The sequence below is a fragment of the Pseudothermotoga sp. genome (assembly GCA_025060105.1).
Lineage (GTDB): Bacteria > Thermotogota > Thermotogae > Thermotogales > DSM-5069 > Pseudothermotoga_A.
Genome location: JANXCS010000003.1, coordinates 234021 through 250910, shown reverse-complemented (window position 1 = coordinate 250910; position 16890 = coordinate 234021). Strand labels below are relative to the sequence as shown.

The window sequence follows — 16890 nt, the reverse complement described above, 5'->3', positions numbered from 1 at the left end:
GGATGTTTTCCAAAAAGAAGTTGACCGAAAAGGCTGAAGAGATCTATTTGGCGTCCGAATGGAAATTGATGTGGTGGCGTTTCAAAAAGAACAAGCTTGCGATCATAGGTCTAGTCGTGCTGTTTGTCCTGTACGTGGTCGGCATCTTCTGTGAATTCTTCGCACCCTACAATCCCGAAAGGATCTATTCGCTCTACGTCTATGCACCACCTCAAAGGATCCATTTCTTCAAAGATGGGAAACTCACAAGGCCTTTCGTTTACGGCTACAAAATCGAGCGCGATCCTCAAACACTCAGAAAGATTTACAAAGAAGATCCAACGAAGGTGTATCCGATCAAGTTCTTCGTGAAGGGTGATGAATACAAGCTCTGGGGTATATGGCGGGCCAACGTTCGCTTCCTGGGTGTGGAAAGAGGAACGATGTTCCTGCTCGGTACAGACCGCATGGGTCGGGACGTATTGTCACGCGTTCTCTACGGGGCACGCATATCCACAACGATAGGTTTGGTGGGCGTCTTCATAAGCATGGTCCTCGGCATACTCATCGGTGGCATCTCGGGTTATTACGGAGGATGGGTGGACAACTTCGTACAGAGGGCCATCGAGTTCATCAGGAGTATACCCACGATTCCGTTGTGGATGGCGTTGGCAGCAGCACTGCCCAGATACTGGTCACAGGTGAGGGTGTATTTCGGCATCACGGTGATACTCTCTTTGGTCGGTTGGACTGGTCTTGCGAGGGTCGTTAGGAGTAAGTTTTTGGCTTTGAAAGAGGAAGACTACGTCATCGCGGCGAGGCTCGCCGGAGCGAGCGAGTTCAGGGTGATATTCAAGCACATGCTTCCGGCGCTCACCAGTCACATGATCGCGTCCGTGACGCTCGCGATCCCGGGCATGATACTCGGCGAGACTGGTCTGAGCTTTCTAGGTTTGGGTTTGAGGTCACCCGCCATAAGTTGGGGTGTGCTCTTGCAAGAGGCGCAGAACATAAGAACGGTGGCTCTGTATCCTTGGTTGCTCGCTCCCGCATTCTTCGTCATCACGACCGTGTTGTGTTTCAACTTCGTCGGGGACGGTTTGAGGGACGCGGCGGATCCTTACAAGAGCTGAGGGGAGATCCATGGAGAACGTTTTGGAAGTGAAGGGACTCAGAACTTATTTCGAACTGGCAGAAGGTACGGTGAAGGCCGTAGATGGGATCAATTTCCAATTGAGAAAAGGCGAGGTTCTAGGCATAGTTGGAGAGTCTGGTTGCGGCAAGAGTGTCACGGCGCTGTCGATCATGCGCATACTGCCGAAGTCTGCACGGATATGCGATGGACAGATCCTGTTCAGAAATGAAGGGAACGTTCTGGATCTGGCGAAGTTGGATGCGAACGGCGAGGAGATGAGAAAGATCAGAGGTAAAGACATCTCCATGATCTTTCAAGAACCTGCCGCCTGTTTTTCACCAGTTTACACAGTGGGAGAACAGATGATAGAAGCGATAGTTCTGCACGAAGATGTTTCAAAACAGGAAGCTAGGAAGTTGGCCGTGGAGATGCTCGATAAGGTCAAAATACCGAACCCTGAGAGCGTTCTGGACAGATATTCTTTCCAACTTTCAGGTGGGATGCTCCAAAGGTGTATGATCGCGATGGCACTGTCGTTGAATCCAAAGGTGTTGATAGCCGACGAACCGACCACGGCGCTCGATGTGACGATTCAGGCGCAGATACTCTATTTGGTGAAGCAGCTTCAAAAAGAATACAACTCCTCGATCATCTGGATCACGCACGATATGGGTGTCATCGCACAGGTTTCAGACAGGGTGGCGGTGATGTACTTAGGACACATCGTGGAGACGGCGAGGGTGAAAGATCTCTTTGAAGATCCCAAACATCCTTACACGCGCGCACTGTTGAGATCGATCCCGAGACTTGCACGGAGAAAGACGAAACTCGAAGCGATCAAAGGCGTTGTTCCAGACCCGTACAACTTGCCCACGGGATGCAGATATCACAACAGGTGCGACAGTTTCATGAAAGGTTTGTGTGACAGAGAGGAACCTTCAGAGGTGGAAGTTGGTCAAGATCACAGAGTGAAATGCTTTCTCTATGGAGGTAAGTGAGTTGACGGACAAACGCAAGCTGTTGGAAGTTAAGGGATTGAAGAAATATTTTGCCATCGAGAAAGGTCTGTTCAGGAGGGTCTTGGGGTACGTTAAAGCGGTCGACGGTATAAGCTTCGATCTCTACGAAGGTGAAACGCTGGCGCTCGTGGGTGAGTCCGGTTGTGGTAAAACGACGACGGCCCGTTGCATACTGCGTGCGATAGACCCCACGGAAGGTCAGATACTTTTGAACGTCAATGGGAAAGTCGTGGATGTAGCCAAGCTGAGCAGAAAAGAGCTCAAACCACTCAGAAGTTATATGCAGTTGATCTTTCAAAACCCATACACGTCTTTGAATCCACGTTTGAAAGTCAAAGAGATCGTTGGAGAACCGTTGCTGGTGAACAAGATCGCCAGTGGGAAGGAGCTAGAGCAGAAGGTTGCAGAGCTGTTGGAGGCCGTCGGGTTGAGACCAGAGTACATGGTCAGATATCCCCACGCGTTCAGCGGTGGTCAAAGACAAAGGATCGTCATCGCAAGAGCGTTGGCTTTGAGACCGAAGCTGGTGATATGCGACGAGCCCGTGGCGGCGCTGGACGTTTCCATACGTGCACAGATTTTGAATTTGCTGATGGAACTTCAAGAAAAATTCAAACTGACTTACATCTTCATTTCGCACGACCTGAGCGTCGTTCAACACGTGAGCGACAGGGTGGCCGTCATGTACCTTGGGAAGATAGTCGAACTGAGCGATACTGAAGAGCTGTTCGTGTCACCGAAACATCCTTACACGGAATCTCTGTTGCTTTCAGTACCCAAACCGGATCCAAACGCTGCCGGTGAATTCAAACCCGTCGAAGGGGAAGTTCCAAGTCCTGTGAATCCACCGGCTGGTTGCCATTTCCATCCCAGGTGTCAGTACGCTGAAGAGATTTGCAGAAAGGTTTATCCGGAACTTCGAAACTTAGCCGATCAAGAAAGACCACACTATGTGGCCTGTCACTTCGCAGAGAAGCTGAGTTTGAAAGGTGTAAAACAACTTTGAGAAAGGGGGTATGTTCATGAGGGTGCGTTTCTTGATCGCTGTCGTTTTGGTTCTGTTCGTGACCTTTGTCCTCGCATGGGGTGTTTATGCCACGCCGGCCGAGATGGAAAAGCTTACGGGTAAGAAGATCACACGATACAAAGAATCTCCGATGCTCACCGAGCTTGTGAAGCAGGGTAAACTACCTCCAGTGGAACAGCGCTTGCCTGAAGAACCGTTGGTCGTCATACCGCACGAAGAGGTAGGTCAATTCGGTGGTACTTGGAGGAGAGTTTGGAAGGGTTTGGGCGATCAGTGGGGAATCTACAAGATCGTCGAGCCACACTTGGTGTATTGGGACATGGAAGGTGGTTCGTTCCTGCCGGGACTCGCGAAGGCTTGGGACATACTTGAGAACGGTAGAGTGTACATATTCTATCTGAGAAAAGGTGTCAAATGGTCAGACGGTAATCCCTACACGGTCGATGACATCCTCTTCTGGGTCGAAGACATCGTCGGGAACAACGATCTTACACCCACAAAACCTGAATGGTTCAGAGTGGGAGGTCAAACCACCAAGGTCACGAAGATCGACGATTATACGATCAAGTTCGAATTCGCCAAGCCTTATTCATTGTTCATGCTCCAAGTGGCTTACAGCACGGGGTTCACGGGTGCTCCTAAGCACTATCTGAAACGGTTCCATCCGAAGTACACACCCATGGAAAAAATCCAAGAAGAGATGAAGAAGGTCACAGGCGTCAACACGTGGGTCGATCTTTTCAACATCAAGAACAACATCGTCAGGAACGTGGAACTGCCGGTGCTTGGAACCTGGAAGGCCATCACCGATCCGTCCGAACCGTTCTACGTCCTTGAGAGGAACCCGTACTTCTGGGCGGTCGACATCGAAGGTAACCAGCTTCCGTACATCGATTACATCAGACACGAGTACGTGACGGACAACGAGATCATCCTCTTGAGAGCGATCTCCGGCATGATCGATATGCAGTGGAGGCACATAGGAGGCCTCGCAGCCGGTGCCGGTAACTACACGTTGCTCAAGGAGAACGAAAAGAAAGGAGATTACAGAGTTTTCAACTGGATCGCGGCGAACGGTTCTGTCAGCAGGATATCTCTGAACCCAGCACACCGTGATCCTGTTTTGAGGCAAGTCTTCAACGACGTGAGATTCAGAAGGGCGCTTTCGCTCGGCATCAACAGACAGGAAATCAGCGAAGTTCTGTTCAACGGCATGGCCAAGCCGAGACAGGCCTCCTTCGTGAGCGGATCAGCTTACTACGATCCAGAATGGGAAAAGGCTTACGCCGATTACAATCCAGATCTTGCCAACAAACTGCTCGACGAGATGGGACTCAAGTGGGATGCAAAACGTCAGTACAGATTGCTACCGGACGGTAGACCTCTGAGGTTCACCGTCGAAGTCACAGGACAGATGCACGCAGACATCTGGACGATGGTCAAGGAACATTGGAAGAAGATAGGAGTTTGGATCGAGGTCAACAACATAGAAAGATCGCTCCTGGAAACCAGGATGGGCACCGGTGAATACGATGCCGCGGTCTGGGCGTTCGATAGGGCTGCTCAGCCTCTGGCTTCTCCGATGCTCGTCTTCCCAGGTGTAACCGTGTACTCTGATTGGTGGTACGCTCCCTGGACCACTTGGATCCAGTACTATCTGAGGGGTGAAAAACCACCTGCAGATGCTGAAGTGCCACCGGCGGAAGTGGTGAGGTTGGTCGATCTGTGGCTCAAGATACAGACCGCAACCAGCGACGAGGAGATCAAGCAGTACATGAGAGAAGTCACCAAGATCCACAGAGAGAATCTGTGGATGATCGGAACTGTCGGTGAAGACCTATCACCAGCCGTGGTGAAGAACAACTTCAAGAACGTCCCAGCCAAGATCGTCACCGACGATGTTCTGAGAAGTCCTCTCAACGCCATGCCCATGCAGTTCTTCTTCAAACAGAAGTGAATCACGAGCTCGGCACGTTTGGGGCCTACCTTCGGGTAGGCCCTTTTTAAAAATCTTTCTGGAGGAATGGTAGCATGATCGATCCGAGACAGAAGGTCGTTTGGTACGGTGGGGAATACTATCCAGAGCAGTGGGACGAAGAGACGTTCAAGAAAGATCTGGAATGGATGAAGCAAGCCAGAATGGACATCGTCACGGTCGGCGTGTTCTGCTGGTCTTTGATCCAACCGGAAGAAGATCGTTACGATTTCACCTATTTGGACAGAACACTCGAGATCTTTGAGAAAGAAGGTTTTTACGTGTGTTTAGCGACACCGACCGCCGCACCGCCGTTGTGGATGGTGCGAAAGTATCCAGACATTTTGGCCGTCGATATGAACGGGCACAGAAAAACGCCCGGTGGCAGGGCAAACTTTTGCCCAAACAGTGAAAAATACAGAGAATTCTCGGTGAAGATAGCTGAAAAACTCGCCGAGAGATACAAAGATTACAAGCCCTTGGTGCTCTGGCACGTGAACAACGAATATTCGAACTATTGTTACTGTGAAACGTGCGCGGAAAAGTTCAGAGAATGGTTGAAAAGCAGATACAAGACCTTGGAAGAGTTCAACCAAGCTTGGTATGCAGATTTTTGGGGTCAGAGAGTGTACGATTGGCAGGAAATACCGATCCCAACGACGCGCAACTTTCTCATGTTCAGAAAAGACAGGTTTCAATCGACGAATCCTGCCGCGTACCAAGATTACAGAAGGTTCATGAACGAAAGCCTCCTTGAATGTTTTCAACTTGAATATCTGGCCATCAAGAAGCACACACCGAACGTGCCTGTAACGACGAACATCATGGCGACTTTCAAGCCCCTCGATTATTTCGAATGGGCCAAGCGTATGGACATAGTCTCTTGGGACAGCTATCCAGATTACGGTGAAGACCACGCCAAGGTTTCCATGAGGCACGCGCTCGTGAGGGGTTTGGCCGGTGGAAGAGCCTTCGTTCTGATGGAACAATCCCCTTCACAGGCGATATGGAAATGGTACAACCATCAAAAATCCGAAGAGGCTCTCAGGTTGCACACGTTTCAGTCCTTGGCGCACGGTGCGGAAGCTGCACTCTATTTCCAGATAAGGCAATCGCGCGGTGGGTGCGAACGCTTCCACGGAGCGGTGATAACCCACGCAGATAGCAACGAAACGCGAGTGTTCGGCGCGGTGAAACGCGTGGGGGAAGAGTTGAAGAAGTTGCAAGATAGAGTCTTGAACACACGAGTTCTGTCGCGAGTCGCTGTACTGTTCGATTGGAACAGCTGGTGGGCTTTGGAAGACAGTCCAGGTCCAAACATCGATTTCACCTATCTACAGGAGCTCGAGAAGTACTACAGAGCGCTGTTGAGGTGGGGTGTGGGAGTGGACGTTGTGAGCGTTGAAGAAGATTTCAATAAATACAAAGTTATCTTCGGCCCAGCGCTCTTCATGGTGGATAAAAAGACGGCTGAGAAGATAGAAAGTTACGTAAGATCCGGTGGAGTTTTCGTCGCCACGACGATGAGTGGGATCAGCGACGAGGACAATTTGGTGTGGCTCGGTGGGTATCTGGCTGGTTTGAACGAAGTTTTTGGTGTTCGAATAGAAGAGTTCGATGCGTTTCCTCCAAACGAAGAAAGGACGGTAGAATTTTTGAACAAAAAATACAGCGTCAAACTTTTGGAAGCGCTCGTGAAGGTCGAAAAGGCAGAAACGTTGGGTTGGTACGTCGATGGTCTGTACACGAATCGAGCCTGCATCACTTCAAACAAGTACGCCAAAGGTGTCGCGTACTACGTTGGAGCGTGCGCATCGCAACAGCTGGCGAACGATTTTGTGGCCTATTTGGTCTCAAAACACGACCTTGAAAGATTTTGCAGAGAACCCATCGATGGCATCGAAATCGTGCAGAAAGAGAAAAACACCGGAGGAAAGCTTTTGTTCATACTCAATTTCGACAAAGTCGGCAAGAGAGTGGACATTGGTGGTGGAAGTTGGAGAGATCTTTTGAGTGGGAAGATCTTTCGAGGCGAAATATCCATCGGACCGGAAGATGTTTTGGTGTTGGAAGAATCTGACTGAATGGGGGTTTGAACGTGCCGAAAAACTACGAAATGTGTTGGTTGAACTATGAAAAACTGAACGATGAAGAAATCTCTTACTACAGAGAATGGTTCAGGAAGGTCAGCCTCTTCACCGATGAACGGGCGGTTTCCAGCGAGATCGAACGGTTCGCCAAGGATTGTTTGGGCATGAACGTGCTCATCGAAAAAGAATCGATCAACAGGAAAAAACTCATCGTCATCGGTGAAGTTGATCGAATTTGCAAGTTCATCGACACACCAAAGCTGGACAAGGCAGGTTCTTTCGCCTTGGTGCACAGAAAGTTCCAAGATAAAGACCTTTTGATCCTCACAGCGAAAGATAGGTCTGGCTTGATCTACGGCGCGTTCAAACTCATCGAGTGTGTAAGGCTAGGTGAAAAGTTCGAAGGGATGAACATAACTCAAGCACCAGCTGTGAAGTTCAGAATGCTGAATCACTGGGACAACCTGGATGGATCTGTCGAGAGGGGATACGCCGGTAGATCGATATTCTTCAAAGCCAACAGGATAATTATCAATCGAAGGACCGAAGATTATGCAAGACTCCTCGCCTCGATCGGGATCAACGGTGTGGTTCTGAACAACGTCAACGTGAAAGACCGTGCCGTGCTACTCATCGATCACGATGCCTATTTGAAGGAACTGGCTAGACTGGCTGAAATTTTCAGAAAGTACGCTATAAAGATATACTTGAGTGTGAACTTCGCTTCTCCCATCCACATAGGCCGTTTGAACACCGCAGACCCACTGGATGAAGGTGTGAAGAACTGGTGGAAACGACAGGTGAAAAAGCTGTACCAATTCATTCCAGACTTTGGAGGTTTCCTCGTCAAGGCAGATTCTGAGTTCAACCCAGGCCCTCACTACTTCGGAAGGACGCACGCTGAAGGTGCAAACATGCTGGCTCAAGCTTTGGAACCTTTCGATGGTTTCGTCATCTGGCGCACTTTCGTTTACAACTGTCTTCAAGATTGGCGAGACTACAGCACAGACAGAGCGAAAGCAGCTTACGAAAATTTCAAACCACTCGATGGGCAGTTCAGAGAGAACGTGATCTTGCAGACCAAGTTTGGACCGATGGACTTTCAGGTGAGAGAGCCCGTATCGCCACTGTTCGGAGCCCTCGAAAAGACGAACCAGATCCTCGAACTTCAGATAACTCAGGAATACACCGGTCAGCAGATACATCTGTGTTACCTTGGAACGTTTTGGAAAGAAATTCTGGATTTCGACACCTTCGCCAAAGGTCCAGGTTCTTTCGTCAAAAGGATCATCGATGGAACCGTTTTCGAAAGAAAGAACTGTGGTATCGCGGGTGTTTCGAACGTTGGGGACGATCCCAACTGGACTGGGCACGATCTCGCACAGGCGAATTTGTACACCTTTGGAAGGCTCGCTCACAATCCAGACGAGAGTGTGGAACGCATAGTCGAAGATTGGATCACTCTCACCTTTGGAAAAGATGAGAAAGTCAAGGAAAACATCAAATACATGCTCATGAAATCTCACAGGGCTTATGAGAAGTACACCACCCCCTTCGGCCTCGGATGGATGGTGAATCCTGGCCATCATTACGGTCCCAACCCCGAAGGCTACGAATACTCCAAATGGGGAACTTACCATAGAGCCAACTGCCAAGCCATAGGTGTGGACAGATCTTCCAGAGGGACAGGTTTCACGCTTCAATACCATTCACCCTGGAGAGAAATTTTCGACAGCATCGATAGCTGTCCTGAAGATCTGCTACTGTTCTTCCACAGGGTGCGCTACGATCATAGAATGAGATCGGGGAAAACTCTGTTGCAGAGCATGTACGATCTTCACTTCGAAGGCGTCGAAGAGGTCGAAGAGTTTCTGAGAAAGTGGGAAGAGATCAAAGACAGAATAGATTCTGAAAAGTACAAAAGGGTGCACGAAAGATTGTTGATGCAACTTGAGCACGCCAAAGAATGGAGGGACGTGATCAACACGTACTTCTTCAGAAAAACGAACGTGCCCGACGAAAAAGGCCGAAAGATTCATCCTTGAATCGATCGTTCCGCACCGATTCTTTTCACAGGAATGCACCTTTCAAAAGCGGTGATAGAATATTCGTGAAATTCAAAAGAAGCAAACTGCACGTTTTCGATGGGAACGGCGTTCGCATACGCAGGAGAGATGAAGAATGATTTTCGAAGGTGAGATAAAGATCGATGAATGCAAAACGGTTAAAAAATTGCACTTCGAAGTGCCACATGGTGCGAGCAAGCTCACCGTCAGTTTCGAATACTCTCCCACTTCGCTCGGTCCAGTGCAGAACCATGTGAACCTCCTCTTCTACGATTCGCTGGGTAGGTTCATGGGAAGGTACGACAGAAATACAGAAAGTTTCGTCGTCGGCCTCGATGCGACTGAATCTGCCGTGAGAACGAAACCTCTGCCGGGAACTTGGACTGTGTTTTTTGAGAATCATTATTTGTTCAGCAACGTACGCTACAGACTTCAGATAATTTGTGAAGGTGAAGAAACGTTCAAGACGTTCAAAGGTGAGATTCACACACATTCTCGTCACAGCGACGGAGCTTTGAGTGTGAATGAGCTTTCAATCTTTTTGAAGAAGAAAGGCTTTGATTTTTTCTTCTTGACCGATCACAGCAACGTCTCCGGTTGGAGAGATCTTGAAAGGCTCGACGGTGCCGTGGGTTTCCCCGGACAAGAACTGAACACGTTCAAAGGTCACGCGCTGGTGCTTGGTGGAAAAAGTTTCGTCGATTGGAAGGACGAGAATGGTGAAGAAAAGAGCTTCCACGAGATAGTTCGTGAAGCACACTGTCAAGGTGCGCTGATCGGTGTGGCCCATCCGTTCGCCATGGGAGAGCCAGCTTGCGTGGGATGCAGATGGACTCACAATTTTGATCCTTTCGGTGCGGATTTCGTCGAGGTGTGGAATGCGGATCTGACCAGGTTGGAGTTGAACTACGAATCGATAGGTGGTTGGATAAGGAGCATCAGAAATGGTGGAAAAGCCGTGGCTGTGGCGGGCAGGGACTTACACAGACCGGACGAATCGAACTGGATGGCGACGTACGTTGTGGCCAGAGGGTTGGAGATGTCTGAAGTGCTGTGGTCTATGAAGTTCGGCAGAGTTTATTTGTCCTCGATGGGTGAGCTAGACGTTTCGGTCCTCGACAAGAAAGTGGGAGAAACTGTTTTCCACGATGGGACCGTATCGCTCAGGATCGATGGTTTATCGAGGGTGAACCTTGTAGTTGTGACGAAAAAAGATGCACAGAGCTTCGATGTGAGTGGGGGATTTGAAAAGAAACTCCAACTGGATGAAAAAGAAGACTTTTTGATCTTACTCGCGTTCGATGACAGAGCTAGACCCCTGTTTTTGACCAATCCCATTTTTCTTTACAAGAGGTGAGCGGGGATGAAAGCGTTCGTCGTGACCCACACGCACTGGGACAGAGAATGGTACACCAGCTTCGAGGTCTATAGACAGAGGTTATCGATCCTTTTGAACCAACTCGTATCCATCTTCGAATCTGAGGATTCTTTCAAGCATTTCCATCTGGACGGCCAAACTGTGGTGATAGAAGATTTCGTTGAAAACGATGGGATCAACGAAAAGCTCTTCGAGCTCATCAGGAATGGAAAGATCGCGATCGGACCTTGGTACGTGCTTCCCGACGAATTTTTGATAAGCGGTGAATCGTGGATCAGAAACTTTCTGTACAGCCGAAAGTTGGCCAAAAAATTCGATTTACCTCTATCTAAAGTTGCCTATCTACCCGACATGTTCGGCCACAACGCTTACACACCGACGATCCTGAAGGGACTGGGTTTGGATTGGGCCGTGGTGTGGCGTGGCGTTGAGAACGTGAAAGGCACCAGTTTCGTGTGGCGCTCGTTGTCCGGCGAAGAGGTGAACACGGTGTATCTGGCGCACAGTTATTCCAACGCCGCGCACTGGGATTGGGAAGAAGAAAGGTTCAAATCCCACTTGTCGCTGGAGGCCGAGAAGTTGAGCCAGATGGATCCAGAGAACCCTCCTCTACTCATGAACGGTACGGACCACGAAATACCGAGACCCGACGTTGGGAAAATACTTCAGCAACTGAATGGGAAAGGGTTCGAGTTCGTTCATTCTTCGTTGGAAGATTACGTTTCGCAGTTGAAGAAACCGAAAGAAGAGTGTGTTGGGGAACTGAGAAGTTCAAAACATGCACCCATTTTGAAGGACGTACTTTCCGCTAGGATTTGGGAAAAGATAATGCAGTACGAAGCGGAGCGGATGTATCTGTACTACGTTGAGCCACTCATGGCGATGGCGCGTTTATACGGAGAATCACTTTCGCAAGAAAGCCTCTGGTACGGTTGGAAGTTGATCTTGCAGTGTCATCCACACGATAGCTTGTGTGGTTGCAGCATCGATGAAGTGCATAGAAACGTTCAAGACAGATTGAGAAGGGCTTTGAACCATGGAAAATCACTCATGGCTCGAGCTCTGCTGAACGTGTGTGGCAAGATCGTTGATGAATTGGGTGTGACCGTTTTCAATCCGCTGGAGAGAAAATATGAAGGCTTGGTGGAACTGAACGTCCGTTTGCCTGACGGTGATTGGAAGTTGATCGATGAGAACGGTGAAGAGGTGGATTTCATTCTCATTCCTCTGGATCGCGAATTTGTGCAGGATCTTGGCTTTTTGATCGATTTTTATTCTCACCGCTCTACGAACAGTGCGTTCAGTGAAGAGGGTCAGCGGTACAGATGTTTGATGAAAACGAACGTGGCTGGGATGTCTTTCAAGAGGTTGAAGTTCGTCAGAGGAAAGACGAAAAAAACTGGAAGTTTTCAACCTGTTTTCGATGTGCAGAAGAACGGTGCTTTGAGATTGAACTGGAACGGTGAAGTGTTAGAGAATCTGTGCTACGTCGAAGACGTTGAAGATGTGGGGGACGAGTACAACTACAGTCACGCGTGCAGGGAAAAGTACGATTCGAAAGGATGCAGAGCTGAAGTGAAAACGCTCATCGACTCGACTTTTTTGAAACGAATCGAAGTGAGTTTTTCTTTGAACGTTCCAGAAAGGATCTCTGAGGATAGAAAGACCAGATCGAAACGGTTGGTTGAGATACCTTTCAGGTGCATCTACACCTTTTATAAAGATGAAAAACGCGTCGATGTGGATATGTTCTTCAAAAACGTCGCTAAAGATCACAGACTCAGCGTCGTTTTCCCGCTTCGAAATGTAACTGAGATCGTCACGGACGGTTATTACGGACCGGTGGAAAGAAAGATCGAACGACTCGAAGGAGATTACTCCAGCTGGTCGGAGCTGCCTGACAACCAATTTCCGATGTACTGGTTCGTCAGCGTACCTGAGTACAGATTCACGATAACCACCAAAGGATTGAGAGAAATCTTTGTGGATGAATCTGGCCTGCACGTGACGATACTCAGGAGTGTCGGTTGGCTTTCTCGAAACGATCTCGTCACTCGACCTGGTCATGCAGGACCTGGTTTTGAAACTCCAGAGGCTCAAGGGTTGGGTGAACATAGGGCGAGCTTTTCGATCATCCTGCACGACGAGTACGAACTGAACAAAATCTACGAATCGGTTCGGGCGTATCAGGTTCCACCTGTCGCGGTTCAAGGGATATTCGAAAAACTACCCAAACTGAACGTTGAGATCAAGAACGGTTTCGTCTCTGCCTTCAAACCTGCAGAGGAGAAAGGTGTCATTCTGCGAGTTTTCTGTCCAGACAGATCGACCGCCGAAGTTCGCACGGACCGAGAATTCGTCGAAGTCGATATGAAGGAAGATCCCATCGGCGAGAAGACCAAAGTGAAGAGCGTTCGAAGTTGGCTGATCTTTTGAAAAATCTACGGTGTCTTGATGTGTCGGACGGTACGTGTTATAATACTATTGAACAATTGAGCAGTTGTTCAAATATTGGGGTGATCCTGTGGAGAACGTGTGTGGTGAGAAGCACGAGCACGGTGATCTTGTGGCGAAGGTCAGTTCACAGCTTGAGTCTAAGCAAGTTGTTGAGAGGATGGTTCAACTTTTACGTGCGTGCGCAAACGAAACGAGGTTGAAGATACTCATAGCGCTTTCGAAATCCGATCTGTGCACGTGCGATCTATCTCAGATCCTATCGCTCTCACCGTCAGCCGTGTCTCACCAGCTGAGGGTGTTGAAGCTTTCCAATCTCGTCGATTCGATCAGGGTAGGAAAGCAGGTCGTACACAAGCTCAAAGACAAACACGTACTCGATCTGATCTCTTCCGCACTCGAGCATGCCAAGGAGTGATGTCGCTTGAAAGACTGTGAAAGGTGCAAAGCTCAAAAGTCGAGCGGGAAGTACACAAGACAGCTCGTTCTGCTGATCGTTTCTTCGAGTGTGATTTTCATCTCTCTGCTGACCAAGATTTTCGAACTGGCTTTGATCGCTTACGCTCTTTCAGGTTTTGAAGTGCTGAAAAAGACTTTCAAAAATTTCGCCAAGTTGAGATTCTTCAACGAGTACAGTTTGATGAGCATCGCAACCGTTGGTGCACTCTTTCTCAGAGAATTTCCAGAAGCCGCCGTCGTGATGGTCCTTTACAGATTCGGAGAGCTACTCGAACGTTACGTGGTGGATAGGTCCGGCAAGGAAATGAAGAAGTTGCTCTTCGAATCACCACGTTACGCTTGGAAGATCGAAGGCAACGAGCTCAAAAAGGTTCACGTGAACGAATTGAAGGTTGAAGATGTGGTTTTCGTTAGGGTCGGTGAGAAGGTCCCGAGCGATGGGATCGTCGTGGAAGGCGTAGCGGAGGTGGACCTATCGCACCTGACTGGAGAATCTTTTCCAAAGACTGTGACGGTGATGGACGAAGTTTACGCAGGTTCGATCGTGATCAACGGAAATGTGAAGGTTCGAATATCGAAAAGCTTTGAAGAATCTTCGATGGCGAGATTGGCTCAGTTGATCGAAAATGCCAAAGCTAGGAAGGCGAAAGCCGAAAGGTTCATCACATTGTTCGCGAAGTACTACACACCGATCGTCGTTTTGACGGCCGCCCTCTTGCTCTTCATCTTGCCCACAGTTTTCAAACTGAGCTTTTCGGCCTCACTCTACAGGGCACTGATCTTGTTGGTCATTTCCTGTCCGTGCGCCCTGGTGCTCAGTGTACCTCTCACTTACGTCGCTGGGCTCGGGAAGGCTTCGAAGAACGGCATATTCGTTAAAGGTGCAGAATATCTCGATGCGGTTGCGAACGTTAAAAATGTGGTGTTCGATAAAACCGCCACCTTGACTCAGCCAAAGCTGGAACTCGCTTCCATCGAGCCTCACAACGGTTTTTCGAAAGACGAGGTTCTTTTCTTCGCAGCGCACGCAGGACTCAGTTCGAACCATCCGTTGGCCAGGACCATCTCGGACTCCTTCAAGACTAACCATACACTGTTGAGAGAGCCGAAGGAATTCGTTGGTTTGGGAGTGAAGGTGTTCGTAAAGGACAGGTTGGTCCATCTGGGCAACGACAGATTCCTGCACGAAGAAAACATAGAGCATCCAGAGAGTGTGTGCAAGCTCGACACTAAGGCGGTACACGTTTCTGTCGACAGACTGTACGCTGGTACACTCACTTTCAAAGAGAAATTGAAAGACAGCGCCTTGGAGACCGTCGAAAGGCTGAAAAGGGCGGGCTTGAAAGTTTACATCATGAGTGGTGATTCGAAGAGTGCGGTTCAAGAGACTTCGATGAAACTCGGAGGAGTTTCCTACTTTGCTGAACTGAAGCCTGAGGACAAGCTCACGCTGTTGGAAGAGAAGATCTTGGAGGAAGGAACGACGATGTTCGTTGGGGATGGTGTGAACGACACACCCGCTCTGTCGAGAGCGGACGTTGGTGTCGCGATGAACTCGTTGGGAAACGATGCGGCGCTCGAAGTGGCCGACGCCGTCGTGATGAGCGGTGAACCTGCACAAGTTTGGCAACTGATTTCCATCGGTAGAAATACAAGGAAAATCGTGCTTCAGAACATCGTTCTGGCGATCGGTGTGAAAGTGTTCTTCATCGTTTTAGCGATGATGGGTAAGTCAACCATGTGGCAAGGCGTCTTCGCAGACACCGGTGTGATGGTGTTGTGTGCGCTCAATTCGTTCCGATTGTTCGCTCAGGGTGTTAAGTTTTCGTCCTCCAGATCTCGTAAGGCGAGCGCAAATAATATTTGAACTTCTCCGTGGAAGAATCTTTCACGATCTCTCTGAAGATGTACATCGACGGTCGTGGCGAATAACTCTTGGCTTGATAGTCCGTCTCGGCCAAACCGAAACGCATGTGGTAACCCTTCGCCCATTCGAAGTTATCGATGATGCTCCAATGCAGATAACCTTTCACCTTCACTCCCTCTTCGATCGCTCTCTCCACAGCGTACATGTGCCCAACCAGGTGATAAGGTCTGAGCCAATCTCGACCGTCCGCCACGCCGTTCTCGGTCACGTACATGGTGAGACCGTACCTATCGTTCATGGCACGTAAGAGTTTGAGCAAACCTTCAGGATAAGTTTCCCAACCGAAATCGCTCACAGGTCTGCCGTCTTTGGAAAAACCGCCAGGTTGGCACGAATGTCCATAGCCCGGACAGATCATCCAATCTATAGTCGCGACACCCAACTGCATCGGAGCGATCTTTTGAATGACGGTGCGCGTGTAATAGTTGATTCCGAGAAAATCGAGCCTTCCAGCCAGATCTTCTCTGGTTTGAAACAGCAACATCCCGCTCGTCAAGGCATCCAAAAACATGTAATTCATGAAATTCGTCGCGCTCTGTTCGAGTTCTTCGTCTTTATCGATCGATTCGTACACCGAAGCGGAATAGATCAAACCGATCGGTTTTTTAGTCAACGCCTTCATGACATCGTAAGCTCTCGCGTGTGCGACTATTTGGTTGAGCAAACTTTTGAAGAACATCTCTGGCTCAAAACGCGCTGGGGGAAATCCAGACACGCTCATCACGTAACCCATCTGGCTGACGATGTTCGGTTCGTTCATGGTGCTGTACATGTCTATCAGATCGTCGAACTTCCAAACCACGTAAGCTGCGAATTTTGCAAACTCAACGATACTCCTCTCAGTTGCCCAGCCGAGCTTTTCCGTTTCCTGCCTCTTATGAACAGCGATCGGATCGTGCAACCAAATGGGCAACGTGAAATGTGTTAAGTTCAGAAACACCTTTAAACCCCTTTTTCTCATGTCGGAAAAGATCTCTCGATAGTGCTCCACAGCTTCCTTGTTCGAAAGTTCATCGAGAGATCTTAATGTCTTCTCGTCGATCTGTACCGACTTGATGCCACTCTCGTCCTGTACCACCTTCACTGGCACATCGAAGGTGGGTTTTGGAAAGATCCTAGACCACTCAACGTTCGTTCGAAGCACGTTCATGCCGAAATCTGCCGCGAGCTTGTGGATGGTCGGAAAGTTGTACCAATAACCTGCTCCGTACTCTGGAAGGTGTCCACTCACCACACCGTTGATCAAATTCTCCGGCTCTCGAACCCAGACGAACCAATCCGTGTTGGGATCCACATCGCTCTTACCGTAGCCCATCTCGACTTGAAAACCAGACATGGAAGCACCGAAAAGAAAATCTTTAGGAAACATCCAAACACCCCC

Annotated in this window: 11 protein-coding genes; 10 read left to right on the top strand and 1 reads right to left on the bottom strand. The window is 49.1% G+C overall.

Annotated features, from left to right (window positions below; translation table 11 throughout):
• Positions 1–2: 2 nt before the first annotated feature.
• The 10 genes from NZ875_04610 (at position 3) to NZ875_04565 (ending at position 15449) form a co-directional block, all read left to right on the top strand.
• Positions 3–1112, top strand: coding sequence for an ABC transporter permease (locus NZ875_04610; GenBank protein ID MCS7175021.1), 1110 nt, complete (start codon positions 3–5; stop codon positions 1110–1112).
• Positions 1113–1122: 10 nt separating this feature from the next.
• Positions 1123–2112 (top strand): ABC transporter ATP-binding protein, encoded by a 990-nt coding sequence (locus NZ875_04605; GenBank protein ID MCS7175020.1) that lies wholly within the window; start codon positions 1123–1125, stop codon positions 2110–2112.
• 1 nt (position 2113) lies between these two features.
• Positions 2114–3139, top strand: a complete 1026-nt coding sequence (locus NZ875_04600; GenBank protein MCS7175019.1) for a dipeptide ABC transporter ATP-binding protein — start codon at positions 2114–2116, stop codon at positions 3137–3139.
• Between the two features lie 16 nt (positions 3140–3155).
• Complete coding sequence (locus NZ875_04595; GenBank protein MCS7175018.1) at positions 3156–5117, top strand: ABC transporter substrate-binding protein; 1962 nt, start codon at positions 3156–3158, stop codon at positions 5115–5117.
• 74 nt (positions 5118–5191) lie between these two features.
• Positions 5192–7219, top strand: coding sequence for a beta-galactosidase (locus tag NZ875_04590; GenBank protein MCS7175017.1), 2028 nt, complete (start codon positions 5192–5194; stop codon positions 7217–7219).
• A 32-nt stretch (positions 7220–7251) separates the two neighbouring features.
• Positions 7252–9270 (top strand): alpha-glucuronidase, encoded by a 2019-nt coding sequence (locus NZ875_04585; GenBank protein MCS7175016.1) that lies wholly within the window; start codon positions 7252–7254, stop codon positions 9268–9270.
• A 136-nt stretch (positions 9271–9406) separates the two neighbouring features.
• Complete coding sequence (locus NZ875_04580; protein ID MCS7175015.1) at positions 9407–10648, top strand: CehA/McbA family metallohydrolase; 1242 nt, start codon at positions 9407–9409, stop codon at positions 10646–10648.
• A 6-nt stretch (positions 10649–10654) separates the two neighbouring features.
• The gene (locus tag NZ875_04575) at positions 10655–13105 is read left to right on the top strand and encodes a hypothetical protein (GenBank protein ID MCS7175014.1); all 2451 of its coding nucleotides are present in this window, start codon (positions 10655–10657) and stop codon (positions 13103–13105) included.
• Between the two features lie 88 nt (positions 13106–13193).
• Positions 13194–13541 carry a metalloregulator ArsR/SmtB family transcription factor gene (locus tag NZ875_04570; GenBank protein ID MCS7175013.1) on the top strand — a complete coding sequence of 116 codons (348 nt, stop codon included), beginning with the start codon at positions 13194–13196 and terminating at the stop codon, positions 13539–13541.
• 6 nt (positions 13542–13547) lie between these two features.
• Positions 13548–15449, top strand: coding sequence for a heavy metal translocating P-type ATPase (locus NZ875_04565; protein ID MCS7175012.1), 1902 nt, complete (start codon positions 13548–13550; stop codon positions 15447–15449).
• Here the strand turns inward: NZ875_04565 and bgaS are convergent.
• Positions 15400–16878 carry a beta-galactosidase BgaS gene (gene bgaS, locus NZ875_04560; GenBank protein MCS7175011.1) on the bottom strand — a complete coding sequence of 493 codons (1479 nt, stop codon included), beginning with the start codon at positions 16876–16878 and terminating at the stop codon, positions 15400–15402. The genes NZ875_04565 and bgaS overlap by 50 nt on opposite strands.
• Between the last annotated feature and the right edge of the window lie 12 nt (positions 16879–16890).

Excerpts from the sequence above, each read along its gene's own strand:
- NZ875_04585 (MCS7175016.1), top strand. The coding sequence starts at position 7,252 with ATGTGTTGGTTGAACTATGAAAAACTGAACGATGAAGAAATCTCTTAC.
- NZ875_04590 (MCS7175017.1), top strand. The coding sequence starts at position 5,192 with ATGATCGATCCGAGACAGAAGGTCGTTTGGTACGGTGGGGAATACTAT.
- NZ875_04605 (MCS7175020.1), top strand. The coding sequence starts at position 1,123 with ATGGAGAACGTTTTGGAAGTGAAGGGACTCAGAACTTATTTCGAACTG.
- NZ875_04575 (MCS7175014.1), top strand. The coding sequence starts at position 10,655 with ATGAAAGCGTTCGTCGTGACCCACACGCACTGGGACAGAGAATGGTAC.
- NZ875_04610 (MCS7175021.1), top strand. The coding sequence starts at position 3 with ATGTTTTCCAAAAAGAAGTTGACCGAAAAGGCTGAAGAGATCTATTTG.
- NZ875_04595 (MCS7175018.1), top strand. The coding sequence starts at position 3,156 with ATGAGGGTGCGTTTCTTGATCGCTGTCGTTTTGGTTCTGTTCGTGACC.
- bgaS (MCS7175011.1), bottom strand. The coding sequence starts at position 16,878 with ATGTTTCCTAAAGATTTTCTTTTCGGTGCTTCCATGTCTGGTTTTCAA.
- NZ875_04580 (MCS7175015.1), top strand. The coding sequence starts at position 9,407 with ATGATTTTCGAAGGTGAGATAAAGATCGATGAATGCAAAACGGTTAAA.